The sequence below is a fragment of the Parabacteroides sp. B2-S-102 genome (genome assembly GCF_023656665.1).
GTDB classification, from domain to species: domain Bacteria; phylum Bacteroidota; class Bacteroidia; order Bacteroidales; family Tannerellaceae; genus Parabacteroides; species Parabacteroides distasonis.
Map to the genome: position 1 here is coordinate 201,998 of NZ_JAMOKM010000001.1, position 18,197 is coordinate 220,194.

11 protein-coding genes are annotated in these 18,197 nt (G+C 49.0%); 3 read left to right on the forward strand and 8 right to left on the reverse strand.

Annotated features, from left to right (window positions below):
* Position 1: 1 nt before the first annotated feature.
* Positions 2-1,189, forward strand: coding sequence for a THUMP-like domain-containing protein (locus tag NBH07_RS00860; RefSeq protein ID WP_009017850.1), 1,188 nt, complete (start codon positions 2-4; stop codon positions 1,187-1,189).
* A gap of 159 nt (positions 1,190-1,348) precedes the next feature.
* On the opposite strand, the gene NBH07_RS00865 is transcribed toward NBH07_RS00860, so the two are convergent.
* The 3 genes from NBH07_RS00865 to NBH07_RS00875 form a co-directional block, all read right to left on the reverse strand.
* Positions 1,349-2,179, reverse strand: coding sequence for a hypothetical protein (locus NBH07_RS00865; RefSeq protein WP_005868153.1), 831 nt, complete (start codon positions 2,177-2,179; stop codon positions 1,349-1,351).
* A gap of 34 nt (positions 2,180-2,213) precedes the next feature.
* Entirely contained in the window at positions 2,214-5,135 is a 2,922-nt protein-coding gene (locus tag NBH07_RS00870; RefSeq protein WP_009017851.1) for an ATP-binding cassette domain-containing protein, read from the reverse strand.
* 83 nt (positions 5,136-5,218) lie between these two features.
* Positions 5,219-6,886 carry a putative transporter gene (locus NBH07_RS00875; protein ID WP_005856194.1) on the reverse strand — a complete coding sequence of 556 codons (1,668 nt, stop codon included), beginning with the start codon at positions 6,884-6,886 and terminating at the stop codon, positions 5,219-5,221.
* 97 nt (positions 6,887-6,983) lie between these two features.
* Between NBH07_RS00875 and NBH07_RS00880 the strand changes: the two genes are divergently transcribed.
* Positions 6,984-7,337 carry a DUF8478 family putative metalloprotein gene (locus NBH07_RS00880; RefSeq protein WP_005856195.1) on the forward strand — a complete coding sequence of 118 codons (354 nt, stop codon included), beginning with the start codon at positions 6,984-6,986 and terminating at the stop codon, positions 7,335-7,337.
* Positions 7,338-7,436: 99 nt separating this feature from the next.
* Positions 7,437-9,743, forward strand: coding sequence for a TonB-dependent receptor (locus NBH07_RS00885; protein WP_009017852.1), 2,307 nt, complete (start codon positions 7,437-7,439; stop codon positions 9,741-9,743).
* 191 nt (positions 9,744-9,934) lie between these two features.
* Here NBH07_RS00885 and NBH07_RS00890 read toward each other — a convergent pair whose 3' ends face one another.
* The 5 genes from NBH07_RS00890 to NBH07_RS00910 form a co-directional block, all read right to left on the reverse strand.
* Positions 9,935-11,815, reverse strand: coding sequence for a B12-binding domain-containing radical SAM protein (locus tag NBH07_RS00890; protein WP_005856197.1), 1,881 nt, complete (start codon positions 11,813-11,815; stop codon positions 9,935-9,937).
* Between the two features lie 17 nt (positions 11,816-11,832).
* Positions 11,833-12,435: a ribosome biogenesis GTP-binding protein YihA/YsxC gene (gene yihA / locus NBH07_RS00895; RefSeq protein ID WP_005856199.1), complete on the reverse strand. Its 603-nt coding sequence runs from the start codon at positions 12,433-12,435 to the stop codon at positions 11,833-11,835.
* A gap of 44 nt (positions 12,436-12,479) precedes the next feature.
* Positions 12,480-13,943 carry a sodium:solute symporter gene (locus NBH07_RS00900; protein ID WP_005856201.1) on the reverse strand — a complete coding sequence of 488 codons (1,464 nt, stop codon included), beginning with the start codon at positions 13,941-13,943 and terminating at the stop codon, positions 12,480-12,482.
* Between the two features lie 41 nt (positions 13,944-13,984).
* Entirely contained in the window at positions 13,985-15,568 is a 1,584-nt protein-coding gene (locus tag NBH07_RS00905; RefSeq protein ID WP_005856204.1) for a bifunctional metallophosphatase/5'-nucleotidase, read from the reverse strand.
* Between the two features lie 225 nt (positions 15,569-15,793).
* Positions 15,794-18,172 (reverse strand): ABC transporter permease, encoded by a 2,379-nt coding sequence (locus NBH07_RS00910; RefSeq protein WP_036629497.1) that lies wholly within the window; start codon positions 18,170-18,172, stop codon positions 15,794-15,796.
* Between the last annotated feature and the right edge of the window lie 25 nt (positions 18,173-18,197).

Below are 18,197 nucleotides of genomic sequence, written 5' to 3' on the forward strand. Positions count from 1 at the left end.
CATGGAACAAATAGAGGAACTTTCACGATTTATCAAGGAACATGCGTCGGATGATTTGAATCGTCTGTTGCTTTCCGCCTCTCGTTATCCGGGGATCGATATCCCTTTCGTGGTGGATCAATTAAAATCTCGGCGGCAGATCAAGGATAAACTACCTTCATGGTATCAAAACGATCGACTGGTTTTTCCGGCGAAGATAGCGGCGGAGCAATGTTCCTCGGAACAGACTGCCTTGTACAAACAGAGGTTGGTAGATCCACAGGCACATGTATGTGATTTGACTGGTGGATTGGGGATCGATAGCTATTTCTTCTCCCGAAAAGTACGGCAGGTTACCTATATCGAACGCTTTCCCGCTTATTGCGAGGCGGCTATCCATAATTTCAAGGTGCTAGACGTTGGTAACGTAACGGTATTGAATGGCGATTCTACGGAGTTAATAGATAAGATCGATGGAATAGATGTGTTTTATATCGATCCGGCTCGTAGGGGAGAGGGGAATAAGCGGGTTTTTGCGCTGCAAGATTGCGAGCCGGACTTGACAAAGTTGGTTCCTGTCTTGTTTGGTCATGCCCCTAAGGTGATCGCTAAATTATCTCCGATGGCGGATATTCATATGACGTTGGATTTACTTCCGGATGTGACAGCCATACAGGTGCTTTCGGTGAAAAATGAATGTAAGGAGCTTTTGTTTGTGTTGGAGCGAGGATCGAAAGGCAGGAGTCCTCAAATCTGTTGCGTGAATTTCACTTCGGAGGAAGAGCCGGAATTGTTTGTGTTCTCATTGGTGGAAGAACGGGAAGCTGTCGCTTCCATCCGTGGAGAAGTCAAGCGTTATTTATACGAACCGAACGCTTCCATCTTGAAGGCGGGTGCGTTTAAAGCGGTCGCCACTCGTTTTGGATTGAATAAATTGCATGTCAGCAGTCATTTATATACGTCGGATGAGGTTGTCCCTAGTTTTCCGGGACGTTCTTTTGTGGTAGACGAAGTGGTCCCCTTTACGAATAAACAATGTAAGACCTTGTCGAGGCAGATTCCCCAAGCGAATATCACAGTCCGTAATTTCCCCCTCTCGGTGGATGAGTTACGTAAGCGAACTAAAATTGTGGATGGAGGAACTATCTATCTTTTCGCTACTACTCTGGAAAATGGGGATAAGGTACTTATCAAAACTCATAAGATATAGGATACTGCATGGGCGTTGCAGTGTTACTGCATAGGTGCTGCAGCATTACTGCATAAGGGTTGCAGTACTATTGCAAGGCCTGTTGCAGTGATATCCGAAGGGATATAAAAAAAGTGTATGATGTTATCACCATACACTTTTTATGATATGAGGTTTATATTACTTCAATAGATTCGCACGCATTTCCTCAATCTTAGCTTTTGACTCACGAGCCGTATTTATGGTTGCTACCATTCCGCTTAACGGAGCGATTGTAGTTCCTAATTGCTCCAAGTCTGGATAATATTTAGCTAAGTCGGCTGTGATCTGCTGGATGATACCGATACGTTTTTCCATATTCTCGCTCAAACCGGCGGAAATAGCGTCGCCTTTAACAACCAAGCCCGGGTTTGCGTATACAATGGCATATTCTACAGCCATGCCCCCTAACAACTCAAGTTCAACGTCAGCCTTATCATTTTCCATCATAGCGTCGATCAATTTGTTTTCTTGGTCTTTCATGAATTTGCTTAACTCCTCTTTGCTGGCGTTAGCGGGAGCGGACTCTTTCATGATGTCGATAGCGAATGGAATGTCCAGATCCGTAGTCAATTTAACCAATACGTTCTCGATATCTGTAGTCGGCTTTTTCATAGCCTTCAATACGTTCAAGTCTGCGAAGTAGATACCGCAAGCACGTGCTTTCTGGGCTTGTGTGTTCAATTCGGAAACCTTGCTGACCGGCAACATAAAATCAGTATTAGCGACAGAGATCGTAACCTCGCCGGTAGATACTTTGTAAGGCAACTCCGAATCCGGCATATCTTTCAAGAAACGAGTAACCTCGTCTTTCAACTCGGCAGTAAGCAGACCTTTAGATACTTCTCCTGCGATAGCTGCTTCTTCCTCTACTTTTTGCTCAGCGGCGTCTTGTTTTTTACTGCTGTTGCAAGATACCATTCCAAATGTAATCGCTGCTATGGTTAGCAGGCTAACAAAACTCTTTTTCATGTTATTCTTTATTTTTAGATTATATATTTTGTCATTAATCGCTCCCTTTGTTTAAATACTTGCCGGGAAACTCTGCGAAGATAGATATAATTACTAATAAAGCAAAGATTCCTAACATTAATAAATTAAATGTAAAAGTAGAAAATGTATAACCGGCGAATTTTTTCTCATGACTATAGAAAGGCGCACGTCCCCAATTATTGTCCGGTTCCAGATAAATCTGCCCGATTTTAGGATAGATCCGGTTGTGAGCCTCCTTATAGAATTGGGTACTGGTTGAGTTAAGTACCAGTTCCTCAATGGCCGAGTTATGGTGCTCTTTTTTCAAGGTGTTCAACCATTCGGAGCCATGTTCTTGAATGACCTCTTTCCGTTTTTTCTCTAATAACGCCGTGAAATTATCGCTACGGGTATGCAGGGCTTTTTCCACTTTATCCATATAGCTCTCGTAACTCTCTTTGGACGTATAGGGGGCGATACGGGCGGCACGGGATAGTACGGCCAGTTCGTTGTGGATCGTCCGGGTGTTCTCTTCCCGTTTCTCCGGGATCAGGTTGAGGCTGTTTATGAGGCTGCGCACCTCGTCGGCATGGACATTCCGGTAATATTGCGCTAGGAACTTTTCTTTTTCGACCGTGAAAAATAGGCGGTTGTAGCTGTTGTTCCGGAATTGTTCCGTAACCAACGCCTCGAATGCCCAACGTGAGGGGATAACCTCACCGATAAGGGGCACTATGTTCCGGCTGGATGCGCTCCTGCTCAAATCGTCGAACTTGACAACTAAGCCGCAAAGTAAAATCTGCGGGATTAAAAGCAGCGGTATCGTTATATAGATCGCTACGATCGAGTTTAAAGATTGCGATAGTATCAAACCTGTCAGGTTGGCGAGGAATGAGGTTACCCATAGCGTGATCCACCAAGTAAGGAACATCTCGCTTCCAATGCCTATCAATAAATTTCCTACCACTATGAATAGCAAACTTTGGATCGCTGAGATACAAAGCAGGTAGAACATCTTTGACGAGAGATAACTGCCTCGGCTCAATCGCAAGAATCGTTCTCGCTTTAGGAGCGTTCGGTCCTTGATGATCTCTTCGGCGCTGATGCTTAATCCCGTGAAAGTAGCGACAATCACCGCCATGAAAATGTAGGATACCAGATTTTTGTTCGCCAGCAAAGAATACCCGTCATCGGGTACGAAGCGGGTGAGCAGGGCCACGATCACCGCCAATAAAGGAGTCTCCAGTAAGGCGATGCACAAATACTGCTTATTGGTCAGCTTGGTTTTTATGTTTCTTTCCAAGAAGATACAGAATTGCTTCCAGATCGAGGGCTTCTGCTGATGATTCGGGGGCAGGGGGGTAGGCTTAACCTCTTGGAACTTCGGGCGGGAAGCTACATATAACTCATGCCATTCTTTTGAAGTTATCTTCCGGATGTTTGTCTGGTTCCCGCTATCGTCTATCTTTTTTGCGTCGATAATGGTCAGGATTAGTTCCGGATTGATATTTCCGCAGGTGCCGCAAACACTGATATCCTGATCGGTGTAATTGGCAATCCGTTTGAAGTAGGTGATCGCCTCGATCGGGTTACCGTCGTAAATCGGGTAACCGCCGGTATCTAATAACCATAGGCGGTCGAACAGTTTATAGATCTCGGACGAAGGTTGGTGGATATTGACAACCACGAGCCGTCCCCGGTGTGTTTGTTCCTTTAACAGCATGATGACCTTCTCGGAATCGGTGGACGAGAGGCCGGAGGTAGGCTCATCCAAATAAAGGATCGCCGGCTCACGGATAAGTTCCAGTGCTATATTTAAACGTTTACGCTGCCCTCCGCTGATCGTTTTCCGGATTGGAGACCCGACGGCCAAATCCCGGATCTTGCTCAGATCCAAATCCTCCAGTATCGTATTGACACGATCCTCGATCTCCTTTTCGGTCAGGTTTGCGAAACAAAGGCGGGCGGTATACCATAGATTTTGGAATACGGTCAGCTCCTCGATCAGCAAGTCATCCTGAGGCACGAAACCGATCAATTGCTTGCATTCCGGATCACTCAGCGGATGTCCGTTCAGGCATACATTTCCCTCTCCGGGGATAATATTCCCATTTAAGATGCTTAACAAGGTCGACTTTCCAACGCCGCTTCCTCCCATGATGGCTACCAACTGGCCGGATTCAAGGTTGAAAGAGAAATTGTGCATACCGTTCTCGCTATTCTTGAAGCTGAACTCGATATCCCTCCCGGTTAATAAAATACGTTCCTTATGCTCATTCTGATTGAATACATCGAGGACATCACTATAATAAACCGGCAAGAATAGCGGGCTTTTGATTACGCTGCTGCGTTGCCAGCCATAGAAGATTCCGGAAGTAAGCGGGATATCGTTCATGAATACCCGTCCGCTGCCTTGGTAGATAAAGACCATTCGGTCGAACTGGGTCAGTCTCAACACCCGTATCTCGTCCTCCAACCCCCTTCTGTAGATATGGTTGACGTCTTTATCGCTATCATCAGCGTTGATCGTAAGTATGGAGGGGGATTTTTTACCGACAACAAAGGCGTATAGATTGTCGAAGGTATCCGTGTCGATATTAAATATCGTAGCGATCTTATGAAAAATGGCTAGATTCTCGTTCAATCCTTCATTGTTGCCATGGGCGAACTCCATGAAACGGAGAAGAAGCAATAACTGGTCTTCCGCGATCAATTTTGGCTTGAGCTGGTTGCATACGTTGATAATAACATTCTCTCTATCGATATCGAAGTCCGGATCATCGTAAACACTTTGTATCTCATCAAATAGCTCCATATATTCTTTATGGGAGCGGATACCAAAGTGACTGGTTAAGTAAGAATTGACGGCCTGACGCGCTTGGTCACTTTCTATTTTTGCCAACGAAGCAAATATAGCGAACAAGTTCAGTAGCCCATTGAGTATAGTTTCATTCATTCATCAAAGTATTGTTTCAAATGTCTTGCAAAGATAAGGTAAGTGAAACAAAAAACAGGTCGAATGTTAGACTTTTTAAGCAGTCAAGTGAATAACATGATCAATAATTGGGCAGAAATCACCCGGATGAACATGGATAACGGGTAAACCGTAGCGTAAGATACGGAAGGCTCGTCACCCTCGACGGTCGTATTGGCATAACTCAAGGCCATCGGATTGGCCATGCTTCCGCATAGCATACCTATGTTGTGGGCGTAATCTAGCTTGAAGAATTGAGAGGCGATGAACCCGACGATCAAGACCGGTACGATCGTCAATAGGAAACCGAGGCCGATCCATAACAATCCTTCGGCACGGAAGACGGTCTCGAAGAAATGAGCTCCGGAGTCGATTCCCAGTCCCGCCAGATAGATCACTATACCGAACTGCCGCATCATCAGGTTTGCGCTCTGGGTGGTATAAGTCGTTAGGTGGAAACGGGGGCCGAACGCGCCCATCAAGATTCCAACGATGATCGGTCCTCCGGCGATACCCAGCTTGATGGGGGTACTCATTCCCGGTATGGCGATTGGGATCGCCCCGATTAATACGCCCAGCGTAAGTCCTACGAATATGGCAAGCAGGTTGGGGTTATCCAGCCGTTTCAGCTCGTCTCCCAATATCTTACCCACGTTATTCACGGAATTGGCCTCGCCTACGATCGTTAGTTTATCCCCAATCTGTAGACGGAGGTCACGGGAGGCCACCAGATCGATACCCGCACGGTTTACCCGGGTGATGTTGATCCCGTATAGGTTGCGGAGCCGGAGCGAGCCTAGCTTTACCCCGTTTACCCGGTTGCGGGTTACGACGATACGGCGGGAGATCAATTGGCTGTCGATAGCGTTCCAGTCAATATCTTCCTTATTCCAGTCCGTAGTCTCTTGTTCTCCGAAAAGTACCTTGATGGATTCGACATCCGCCTTTACGGATATGATAAGCAAATGGTCTTTTTCCTTTAAGATGGTTTCAGAGGTAGGGATCGTCACCTTTCCGTTCCTCCAGAGGCGGGAGATCACGAAATGTTTCTCTGTCAATTTCATGACTTGCTGGATGCTCTTATTGTAAATAGAGGGGTTTAATACCTGAAATTCCGCTACGTTTGTTGTCGTGTCTTGCTCCTTATGCGTGCTCTGTGTCTTTTTTGCGAATAAGGACCTCAAGATGATAATAGCGAGAATTACGCCTACGACACCTAATGGATAAGCTACGGCACAGGCCAGAGCCATATCCGTTACGTTCCTCGTATTTTCCGGATCCATTTGTAAGAGCGCTTGCTGGGCGGCACCTAGGGCCGGGGTATTCGTTACGGCACCGGATAGCAACCCTACCATAACGGGGACGGAAATTCCTGTTATCCAATGAAACACCAACGTCAAAATCAGTCCTAAAGCGATCACCCCTAATCCCATCGTATTCATTTCCACCCCGCCTTTTTTTAGGGAAGAGAAGAAACCGGGACCTACCTGCAATCCCAAGGTATATACGAAAACGATAAGCCCGAAGTTCTGAGCGAAGTTCAGCATGTCCTTATTTACGGTAATGCCCAGATGCCCTGCCATAATACCGGCGAAGAATACAAAAGTGATGCCTAATGAAATGCCGAATATCTTTAGCCGCCCTAAATACACACCAACCGCCGCCACGATAGAAATGACGGCCACGGCCTGTATCATCGAGGGTTCTGTAAGCGTCTCAAGTAACCAATTCATAAGAGTTTCTTTTTTGCTTTAGAAGCGCAAAAATATATAAAACAAAGCAATTAAAAAAATTGTAGTATCTTTGCCCACGAAATAACGATGATACAGGGTGAGGGAAACGATGGTTAAATATATAAAGTGGTTGCTGCCGGTACTTTTTATTGCGTATTATAGCAGTGTCTCGCTTTTTACGCACGTCCATGTGGAGCATGGTACGACCATCGTGCATGCGCACCCTTTCAAGAAGACGGCGGACGGTACTTGCCATCATCATACCTCTTTGGCGGAGATACAGTTGTTTCATATGCTCTCATCTATTCACGTGATGGACGGGGCGATTCACCTGTTACGTTTACAATTCTATTCTTTAAAAATATCTAATCTCTCTGAGTCTCCGGTCTATCCGGATCATGTCACTTCCGTTGAGGGACTGCGATACCTGCGGGCTCCCCCAGTTGTTTGATTACATATCCAGAAATCAATATCCGTTTGTAGAGACGGGGCATGCCCGTCTCCTCGGCAATTCGTAATCATTAATATTCAAACAACTATTAATCAAGCAATGAATAAGTTCATTACACTTATACTATGCCTGTGCTGTGTCTTTACATCAGCGTGGGCAGAGGGAGACGATCATACCTCCCTGAATCCTTCCGACGCTAATATCGTAGGCCATATCCTCGATAAGAAAACAGGAGAGCATCTCTCTTTTATCAATGTCTACCTCCACGGTACGACGATCGGTACGACCACCGACGCTACCGGTCATTACTATATGAAGAATCTTCCCGAGGGAAAATACACCTTGGTCATGAAGTCTATCGGATATAAAACCGAGGAGAAGACGGTGACCCTTAAGAAAGGGAAGACATTGGAGATCAATTTCAATGCCGAGGAAGACGCTGTCTCCTTGGACGGTGTCGTCGTATCGGCAAACCGTAACGAGACGACCCGCCGTCTGGCTCCTTCTTTGGTAAATGTACTCGACTCCAAGGTGTTCGAGACTACGCACGCCACTTCCTTGGCCGACGGTCTGAACTTCCAGCCCGGCGTGCGTGTGGAGAATAACTGCCAGAATTGCGGTTTCCAACAAGTACGTATCAATGGTCTGGAAGGCCCTTATACCCAGATCTTGGTGGATAGCCGGCCGATCTTCAGCGCCCTGACCGGCGTATATGGCTTGGAGCAGATCCCGGCGAATATGATCGAGCGGGTAGAGGTGATGCGCGGAGGAGGCTCGGCCTTGTTCGGCTCGTCCGCTATCGCCGGTACGATCAATATCATCACGAAGGAACCGATGCGCAACTCTGCCCAGATTGCCCATTCGTTGACGATGATCGGGGGAAGCCGTCCGGATAATAATACGACCGTGAACGCCTCGTTGGTGACGGACGATCATAAGGCGGGTATCTACCTCTTTGGGCAGGGCCGCCACCGTGCCTCTTACGACCATGATGGCGATGGCTACTCGGAGCTGGGTAAGCTGGAGGCGAAGACCCTCGGATTCCGTTCCTACCTAAAGACCAGCAACTACTCCAAGCTCACTTTCGAGTACCATAACATCAGCGAGTTCCGGCGAGGTGGTAATTTATTGGATCTTCCGCCTCACGAGACGGATATCACCGAGCAGACCGACCACCAGATCAACGGGGGAGGCCTGAAATTCGATCTTTTCTCTCGCAACTACCATCATCGGCTGAATGTGTACACCTCCGCCCAGCATACGAAACGCCAGAGTTATTACGGTGCCGGAAAAGATCCGAACGCCTATGGTAACACGACGGACATGACCTTTATCGGTGGCGCCCAATATTCCTACGAATGGGATAAATGCCTTTTTATGCCCGCTACCTTTACGGGAGGCGCCGAATATAGCTACGATGATCTGCAAGACGAGATGCTTGGCTATCACCGTACGATCGCCCAGACCGTGCATATCGGTAGCGCCTTCGCCCAGAACGAGTGGAAGAATGACCGTTGGAGTTTCTTGATCGGTGGCCGTTTGGATAAGCATAACATGATGGATCATGTGATCTTTAGCCCTCGTGCGAACGTGCGCTTCAATCCGACGAAGGATATCAACCTGCGTATGTCGTACTCCAGCGGTTTCCGGGCCCCTCAAGCGTTCGACGAGGATTTGCATATCACCGCCGTGGGGGGCGACGTGGCGATCATCCAGATCTCTCCGGACTTGAAGGAGGAGAATTCGCAGAGCGTGAGCGCTTCCGTGGATTTTTATCATCGCTTCGGCCCGGTTCAAGTGAATTTCTTAGTGGAAGGTTTCTATACGGATTTACGGAACGTGTTTATCTTGGAGGAGATCGGCCGTGACGAGGACAATAACCTGCTGATGGAACGCCGTAATGGAAAGGGTGCCCGTGTGATGGGTATCAATCTGGAGGGTAAGATGGCCTATTCTTGGATGCAGATACAGGCGGGCGCTACTTTGCAACGGAGCCGCTACAAGGAGGCAGAGCAATGGAGCGAGAACCCGAATATCACCCCGCAGAAGAAGATGTTCCGCTCTCCGGACGTATATGGCTATTTCACCTCTACCTTCACGCCCGTGAAACGTTTCTCCGCCTCATTGACGGGAACCTATACGGGCAGCATGTTGGTGCAGCACTTGGCGGGTTACATTCCCGAGGATCGTGAGGAGAAGACTCGTGATTTCTTCGACTTGAACCTGAAGCTGTCTTACGACTTCCCGATCTTCAAGTCCGCAACCTTGCAGGTGAACGCCGGAATACAGAATATCTTCGACTCCTATCAAGATGATTTCGACAAGGGAGCGCATCGGGATGCCGGGTATATCTATGGCCCGGGAATTCCTAGAAGTTATTTCGTGGGGTGCAAGATCAGTTATTAAATACTCGGCGAGCCTTGCCGAGGGAGTTGGAAGGACTTTGAAGCATCCGGCGGCTATCGCCGGGGGATGTGGAAGACTCTTGGGATGCCCGGCGGGGGGCGCCGGAGGATCGGAAGGGAACTCAAGATGCCCGGCGGAGATCGCCGCAGAGTTCCAACCCGTTTCCAATCCTCCGGCGAGCCTCTACGGGGCTATTCCTCCACTATCCTCTCTATATAATTCGGCGGCAGGGTGGTGCGTGGTACTTTCATGCCGCCGAACCATTTATGCAAGGGCAAGTCGAAACCTGTTCCATTCATGTAATTGTAGAGGGAAACGCGAAGCCCCTCGCTGAAAAGCTCCGGATCGCAGCCGGATAGCGCCTCGAACTGTACGTCATTACGGGCGAATCCGCCAAAGGGAGGCTCCGTGACACGGCAACTGTACTCGGCGGGGTGCAACCCCACAGGGCTATGCGCTGTCATGGCGAAACGATGCCAAAATCCGGATTGAATCAGCCCAAGCTCAAACATTTGCCGGACCGTTTCTAAGGAATCTATGGTTTCTTGAGCGGTTTGGGTCGGGAAACCATACATCAAATAGGCATGGACCATGATGCCTGCCCCGGTAAAGTTGTTGGCGACCCGTGCCACTTGAGCCACTGTCACCCCTTTATTTATCAGCTTGAGGAGTCGGGGAGAGGCTACTTCCAGACCTCCCGACACGGCGATGCAGCCACTTCGTTGAAGAAGGTCGCATAGTTCCTCAGTATAGCTTTTCTCAAAACGAATATTTCCCCACCACACGACGGTTATCCCACGGCGGATAATCTCCTGCGCCATTTCCCGTAGCAAGGCGGGTGGAGCGGCCTCGTCCACGAAATGGAAGCCGATCTCGCCGGTTTGCTCGATCAAGCGCTCCATACGGTCTACCAAAGTCTTGGCTGTATTCGGCTCATATCGTTTGATGTAATCCAATGAGCCGTCACAGAAGGCGCATTTCCCCCAGTAGCAACCGTGCGCCAAGGTCAGTTTATTCCAGCGACCATCGCTCCAAAGCTTGTGCATCGGGTTGGCCATTTCCATGACGGAGATGTATTTGTCCAGCGGCAAGCCCTCGTAATCCGGGAATCCGGTCTCGCTTTGCCGGCAAGCGGGGTAAGCGGGATTATCTTGATAAACGACCCGGCTACCGTTCTCGTCCAAGGAGAAGGTGCGTACCAGTTCCTCTTTTTGGATCGCCCCGTCCAGATAGCGTAACACTTGGAAGAGTGGGTCCTCTCCATCATCTAGCAAGAGGTAATCGATGTATTTGAAGAAGCGTGTATCCGTGATGGAGCGAAGTTCCGTATTCACGAAACCACCTCCCATAAGGATCGGGATATCGGGATGTGCCTGCCGTAGCCATTGGGCGAGCCGGAGGGTACTGAATAAATTCCCCGGGAAAGGTACGCTGAAAGCGATCGCCTTGGGCTTGCTCTCGGCTATGTGCTTTTCTAATAGCGGCTGCGTCATGCGATCGATAAAGCTGAAAGGCTTTTGGAGGGCTTCCTCGATCTCGTCGAAGGAGGAGGCGCAGCGGCCTAGATGCTCGGCATATCGGCTGAAACCGAAATCCGGGTCGATCGTTTCCCGGATCAAGTCGCAGAGATCCTCCAGATACAAGGTCGCCAGATAACGGGCCTTATCCCGTAATCCCGAAGTGCCGAACGCCCATTCCAGCTCCTCCTCGTTTTGGCTCCCGCGGTCGCTTTCGGGAAGGTAATCTTGGTTACAGATGCGATAAGCGAGAGGATCGTTCTTTCCCTGAAGGAAAGCGACGACGGCGGCTATCGTGTCGATATACCGTTGCTTATTAGCCAGCAACCCCCGGACTTTAGCCGGATATTTACCTTTCCGCCGCTCGATCTCGGCGAACAGTTCCCCGAGACCCTGCGTGGAAAACAAAGCCAAGATCGTCTCGATACCCAGATCCGCCTGCCCGGCTCGCACACCCTTTGCTTTCAGATAACCTTTTAGGTAAGCCGTGGAAGGATAAGGCGTATTGATCTGCGTAAACGGAGATAAAACCAGAAGAACCGAAGCTAATCCCATATCAACTCAACTAATTTTCAATTATTCAAGCTATTGTTGATAGACTCGATATAGTCCAGAATCTCATCCCGTCCCTCTTTCTTCTCCGAGGAAGAGAGGAAGATCGGAGGAAGCTCTTCCCAAGTCTCCAGTAATTTATCCGTATAGACTTTTAGGTTCTCTTTCAAGCGTCCCTTGCTGATCTTGTCGATCTTCGTGAAGATGATAGAGAAAGGAACCCCGCTCTCACCCAGCCATTCCATAAACTCCAGATCGATCTTTTGCGCCTCGTGACGGCAGTCCAAAAGGACAAATAGGTTGGTCAGTTGCTCTCGATCGAGGATATAGTTCTCGATGATACGTTTCAATTGCTCCCGGTTCTCCTTGCCTCGTTGGGCGAAGCCATACCCCGGAAGATCTACCAGATACCACTCGTTATTGATAAGAAAATGATTGATAAGTAAAGTCTTACCCGGTGTTTGCGAAGTCATCGCCAAGCCCTTCTTGTTGGTAAGCATATTGATCAAGGAGGATTTGCCTACATTACTTCGTCCGATGAAGGCATACTCCGGCTTATTACCCTCGGGGCATTTCCTTACGTCTGTGTTGCTGATAACAAATTCTGCGCTTTTAATTTCCATAAAATATAAATTAATGAATAATGAGTATTGAATAATGGCTAGGTTTAATTCTCAATTTTCAAATTTCCATTTTCAATTGCCGAAAGCCACAGCCCGGCGAACGTGATGCCTCCGTTTACCATAAGCATCTCGTAGCCGAACGTATAGCCTACGTATTGTTTCACTAAGAAATCCGTGGCAAGGCAAATCAACGGGGAGGCTATACAGATATAGGGCACGTATTTGTCACGGGGTTTCCGCTTCGTGAAAAGCCCGAAAACAAACAGCCCCAATAGAGGACCATACGTGTACGACGCTATCATGTAGATCGCGTCGATAACGCTTCGGTTATTTACGGCCTTGAACGCCAAGATGATCAAGACGAACAAGACGGATATCATCACGTGTACCTTTAGGCGGGTACGTTTCGCCCTTTTCGCTTCCTCTCTCTGCACGCCGAGGATATCCACGCAAAAAGAGGTGGTGAGCGCTGTCAACGCCGAGTCGGCGCTACTGAAAGCCGCCGCTATGATACCGATCGTAAAGAAGATCAAGATACTCCCGCCCAAGATCCCCGAGGTACAAAACATCGGGAGGATATCGTCGTTGAGGGTTGGCAACTGGATGTTCTGCTGTGCCGCCAATGTCAGTAGCAGTACCCCCAGTGCGAGAAACAAGAAGTTGACCGGCGTGAAGGCGAAGCCATATGTGTACATGTTTTTCTGGGCATCCTTCAAGCTCTTGCAGGAGAGGTTCTTTTGCATCATGTCCTGATCCAGCCCGGTCATGACGATCGTGATAAAGATACCGCTGAAGAACTGCTTGAAGAAGTTCTGCGTACTATGCCAATCGCCGAACTCAAAGATCCGGAAATGAGGGCTTTCCACCAAGGTCTGCGCCATATCCCCGAAATCCAGTCCCATCTTGTCCTTCACCTGCCAGATGATCACGATCAACATTGCCACGAGACAAAGGGCCTGCAACGTATCTGTCCAGATGATCGTCTTGATACCGCTCCGGAACGTATATAGCCATACCAGCAGGATACTGAGGATAGCGGTCACGGCGAATGGGATGTTCCAAGCGTTGAACACGTAGGTTTGCAAGATCAAGACCACTAGATATAAGCGTGCGGCCGCCCCTACGATCTTCGAGAGCAGGAAGAATGAGGCCCCTGTCTTGTACCCCCTTCTCCCGATCCGGTCATCCAGATACGAGTAGATGGAGGTAAGCTGCAACTTATAGTATAGCGGTAGCAATACCTTGGCTATAATGATATATCCCACGAAGAAGCCTAATACAGTCTGCATATACGTCATATCGATCGCCCGCACCATGCCGGGTACCGATACGAACGTCACCCCCGATAAGGATGTCCCTACCATGCCGATAGAGACGATATACCAAGGTGATTTCCTGTCCCCGAGGAAGAATGCCTCGTTGCTGTTATTACGCCCCGTGATCCATGCTATCAGCAGCAAGACGGTGAAATAGGCAGCGATAATAAAAAGGATGATATAGCTGTTCATGTATTGCTAACTTCTTTCTTTTTCTCCACAAAGATACGGCTTTACTTTGAAATAACGGGCATATGCGTGGATTCTACCGTGATGGGTTTCTTGATGCCCTTTAGGTAGTCCATGAAAGCGTCGGTTGATATGATACCTAAATTATCGAATTCCGGGATCTCGTAGCCCTTGAATAAAGAGGCGTCGTACCCGTCTCCGCCATCGGTGATGAAAGCGTCTAGGGTCACCACGCAAGGGGTATTGTCCTCGATCTCGGTCTTTTGCCCGTCTCTCGTATAGACTATTTTCTCGATCTTATTTCCGCTTAGGGTAAGCGTGAGGTCGGAGGATTGAAGGAAACCGTTCGGATTCTTCCGTCCATCCTCCAATAGCTTCTTCAACCGCTTGCCGTCGAAACGATAGGCAACGATAGCGGAGCCGAAAGGCAAGATGTTGCCGGCACGCAGTCGGGTGATATCTCCTTTCGGGAGGGCCGCACGTATACCTCCGTAATGGTTTACGCCGATCACCGGCTGATCCTTGTAAGCGGGCATCTCTTTTTGGAAACGCTGGGCGTAAGCGGCCGTGACCAACGCCCCGATAGGCGTATAGTCGAACTTATTGATGGTACGGTCGTGGATCAAGGCCTCTTTTGCCGTGGCAAGTTTCTCGTTCAGCCGATATTTATCCATGATCTTCTCCACGGCCTCTCGCATCTCCGGGTTCTCCTCGCAGGCTACACGCACGGTATCCCCTTGGATGAAAGAGATATCCCGGTGTCCGTTGAAATCCTGTATCTGGAACAGCAGTTTCCCGATATGGGTACCGTTTACGCCGGCTTGGATGATGGGAATGTTATTGATCTTATCGAGCACCAGCTCATGCGAGTGGGCGGATATGATGGCGTCTACCTTATCGATGAACGGCAGTCCTTGGGCGTTCTCCTCGGTGATGCGGTAAGGCATTTTCATATCCGTGCCGATGTGCATCAAGAGGATAATCATATCGATCTGGTCCTCTTTCTTTAACTGGTAGACGGTTTGTATGCACACCGCTCCCAGCGGATGCGTGAACTGAAGCCCTTTCAGGTTCTCCGGCTTGGTCTTGACGTAGGTGTCCGTCGTGGTCAGTCCGATGAAGGCTATGCGCAGGGAGGAGCCATCTTTCAACTTACGCTCTACGATACGGTAGGGACTCAACCAGTTGGGGTGAGTATATCTCTTCTCTTCGGTGATATTGGCGGCCACATGGGGGATATTCAAGGCGGCGGTGTCCACTAGATAAGAAAGTCCCCAGTCGAACTCGTGGTTACCGATGGCGGACATTTCCACGTCCATCGCCTCGTACATTTCTTTGATAGGCTCGCCTTTCGTGATCTTGGAGAAATAGCTTCCGCTGAAATTATCTCCGCCTGAGACAACGATGGAATGCGGATAGCGTTGTTTCTCGTTTTGTGTCATTTGTACCAACCGGGCGGCTCCCGGCGTGATCCCGTCGGAGGCGAAAGCCCCATGAAAATCGTTGAATGAGAAAATGGCTAAAGTGTCTATCGAGCTGGACGGGGTGGCGATATCTTGTGCGAATAGGGGAGCGGTTAGTGCGCTGCCTAGCAAAATCGCTGATACGAATTGTTTTTTCAGTCCCATGGTTGTATGTATTAATAGGGACAAAAGTAGGAAAAATAACGAGATTCACCGAGGAAAACGCCCGATTCGTCGAATTCTTTTTGATCGTTTTAAACCTTCGGCCTACCTTTGTGTCATAGTAATAGCTCGTGAGAGTGAAAGCGAACCGGTTGTTCATCATAACCGGGAAATAGGTAAACATTAAGTCAAAGGGCCGCCGTCCGGATAAGATGCGGCCCTTTTGATTTATTCGGACTTGAGGTTGTTTACGGGATTGTCGTGGGTGGTACGGAATACGTTATATCCGGAAACCGCCAGTATGACGGTGAGTACCAATACGCCTCCTCCCACGAATAGATACCAGGATAGCTGGATCTTTTCCGAGAATTGTTCTTGCCATTTTTGGGAGATATAGAAAGCGATACCGCAACCAAGTAAGATGGCCGGCAATGCTATGGTGATGATATCTTTCAAGAAAATATGGAGTATGTCTTTTACCGTGGCTCCGTTAATCTTACGGATCGCCATTTCTTTCCGGCGACGGTTCACCTCGTCGTTCGTGTATCCGATCAATCCGATGAAGACGATCAGCAAGGTGACGATGCCACCGATCATGACGGAATCACGGAATTTCCGGGAGGAGGTGTATCCTTCCAGCATCTCGCTCTTGAAGGAGATCACGTTGAGTTCTTTATCCGGGATGAGTTGCCCCATTAGATCCTGTGTCTTGCGTAGGGCCTCGGAAGAAAGGCTATGGTACCGAATGACCATATGTTGGGCCGCCCCTTTCGTATAGAACATGATCTTGGCTCGCGGATCTTCTCCCGCTATGGAACCTAGGCGGAAATCCTCGAATACGCCCCGGATCGTGAAGAGAGGCATCGACTCGGACTTGGTATCGTGTCCGGTTATTTGTACCGTCTTGCCCACGGCTCCATCCTTCCAGTCGGCGAAAGGTTTCATGTATTCAATGAAATTGCGGCTCACCAGTATCTCTTGCGAGGAGGTGGTATTCTCGGTGAAGTACTGTCCTTCTACGATCGGGATTTCCAATACGTTCAGGTAATCGTTTCCTACGTCGTAGAGGTCGGCGATGTTGAATAGTTCCCGGTCGTCTCCCGGAAGATAGACGTTATTGCCCGAGGCTCCCCAGAAAGGAAGGTTATAGCAAGTCGTGATGGCGTCTACCTCGGGCAATCTCTGGGTTTCCTCGATCAGTTTGGCACGCCCCGTGGAGTCTACGGCACCGATATACACATAGGCAAGATTCTCGGGATTGTATCCCGGATGATCATTCACCATATGGTCGTATTGCTTGCCTACCACTAGCAATAAGGAGGCGAGGAAGCTGATTGCCGTGAACTGGAAGAACAAGAGTCCCAATTTCCAAAGGCGGCGTGCCTCACGGATGCTCCGGAAAACAGCCGCTACAGGAATGCGTCCTAAGAACCAGCCGGTAGCTATGCCCGTAGAGATCAGTACGACTATGACCGTGAGGCATATCGCCCACATACCCGTGGATAGGAATAACGATCGGACTCCCGTGCCGATCAGCTCCTTTATAATTCCTTGAAATCCTAGGATCAAAAGTACGACCAGCGCTAGCGCGACGGTGACGTGGGTCCCTACCTCGGACAACGCCATACCTTGGATATCCTTACCGCTCGCCCCGTAACATTTGCGTACGGCCATCTCTTTCGTGCGGTTCACGATGGAGGAGATCACGATCAATATATAGTTCATTACGGCGGTGAAGATCAATACGAAGGCGATGAACGAGAGGATCAAGGCCATACGTTTGGCCATATCGTCCTCCATATGTACGTTGAGTAGTTTGTGGAAGGTGAAGGTCAGTTCCACGCCGGCTTTCTTAAGGTCGTTTACGGGGAAATGCTTGTCGATCATCTGTCTCATTCCCGCTTCCAATTGGGCCTCTGTCGTACCCGGCGATACCTTGACGAAACTTTGGTAACGGTCGTTTCCGGTTAACATATGGGTTCCGTCCCACATGAACTTGCTGATGGAGGAAAGGGATACGATAATGTCATAACTCTGTTCGGTGTTGTCCGGTAGTTTCTTGAATACGCCGCCTATCGTGAGGGCTTGTCCCGGTGCGTCGTCAATCTCGAAGCGTTTTCCCATCACGTTACCGCCGATACGTTCGGCGATCTCGTCGGATACGAGCACGTACATGGGTTGGGAGAGAACTTGCTTAGGGTCTCCGATGAGCATGGGGCGGGGCAATACGTCGAAAAGACAACTGTCCGCTAGGATGAAGGTCGCTTTGAGCCGATGCTTGTTGTCGGACATCGTAAAAGGGGAGTTTCCCCGGAAGTACGTATAGCGTGTGGCGGCCTCGATCTCCGGTGTTTCTTGTTTCAAGAGGGGGATTACTCCGGCGGGCGTTTGCCCGTGGTCGCCCACTTCCCCGTTCATGAAAAATTTCTCATATACTCGATAGATCCGGTCTCCGTTCGAATAGAAGTTATCGTAGGTGTTCTCGAAGTGGACTTTAGCGATCAGCACCAAGCCGATGGTCAGTCCTATACCCAAGGAGATAATCTTCATTACATTGTGTTGCCCTCTCTTAAAAAGGGAGCGAATTGCGATCCCGATGTTTTTCATATTGTTATTGTATTATTTTCTGGTA

What these genes read in the sequence shown, in the direction of transcription:
- NBH07_RS00860 (WP_009017850.1), top strand. Translation starts at nt 2, where the DNA reads ATGGAACAAATAGAGGAACTTTCACGATTTATCAAGGAACATGCGTCG.
- NBH07_RS00865 (WP_005868153.1), bottom strand. Translation starts at nt 2,179, where the DNA reads ATGAAAAAGAGTTTTGTTAGCCTGCTAACCATAGCAGCGATTACATTT.
- NBH07_RS00870 (WP_009017851.1), bottom strand. Translation starts at nt 5,135, where the DNA reads ATGAATGAAACTATACTCAATGGGCTACTGAACTTGTTCGCTATATTT.
- NBH07_RS00875 (WP_005856194.1), bottom strand. Translation starts at nt 6,886, where the DNA reads ATGAATTGGTTACTTGAGACGCTTACAGAACCCTCGATGATACAGGCC.
- NBH07_RS00885 (WP_009017852.1), top strand. Translation starts at nt 7,437, where the DNA reads ATGAATAAGTTCATTACACTTATACTATGCCTGTGCTGTGTCTTTACA.
- NBH07_RS00890 (WP_005856197.1), bottom strand. Translation starts at nt 11,815, where the DNA reads ATGGGATTAGCTTCGGTTCTTCTGGTTTTATCTCCGTTTACGCAGATC.
- yihA (WP_005856199.1), bottom strand. Translation starts at nt 12,435, where the DNA reads ATGGAAATTAAAAGCGCAGAATTTGTTATCAGCAACACAGACGTAAGG.
- NBH07_RS00900 (WP_005856201.1), bottom strand. Translation starts at nt 13,943, where the DNA reads ATGAACAGCTATATCATCCTTTTTATTATCGCTGCCTATTTCACCGTC.
- NBH07_RS00905 (WP_005856204.1), bottom strand. Translation starts at nt 15,568, where the DNA reads ATGGGACTGAAAAAACAATTCGTATCAGCGATTTTGCTAGGCAGCGCA.
- NBH07_RS00910 (WP_036629497.1), bottom strand. Translation starts at nt 18,172, where the DNA reads ATGAAAAACATCGGGATCGCAATTCGCTCCCTTTTTAAGAGAGGGCAA.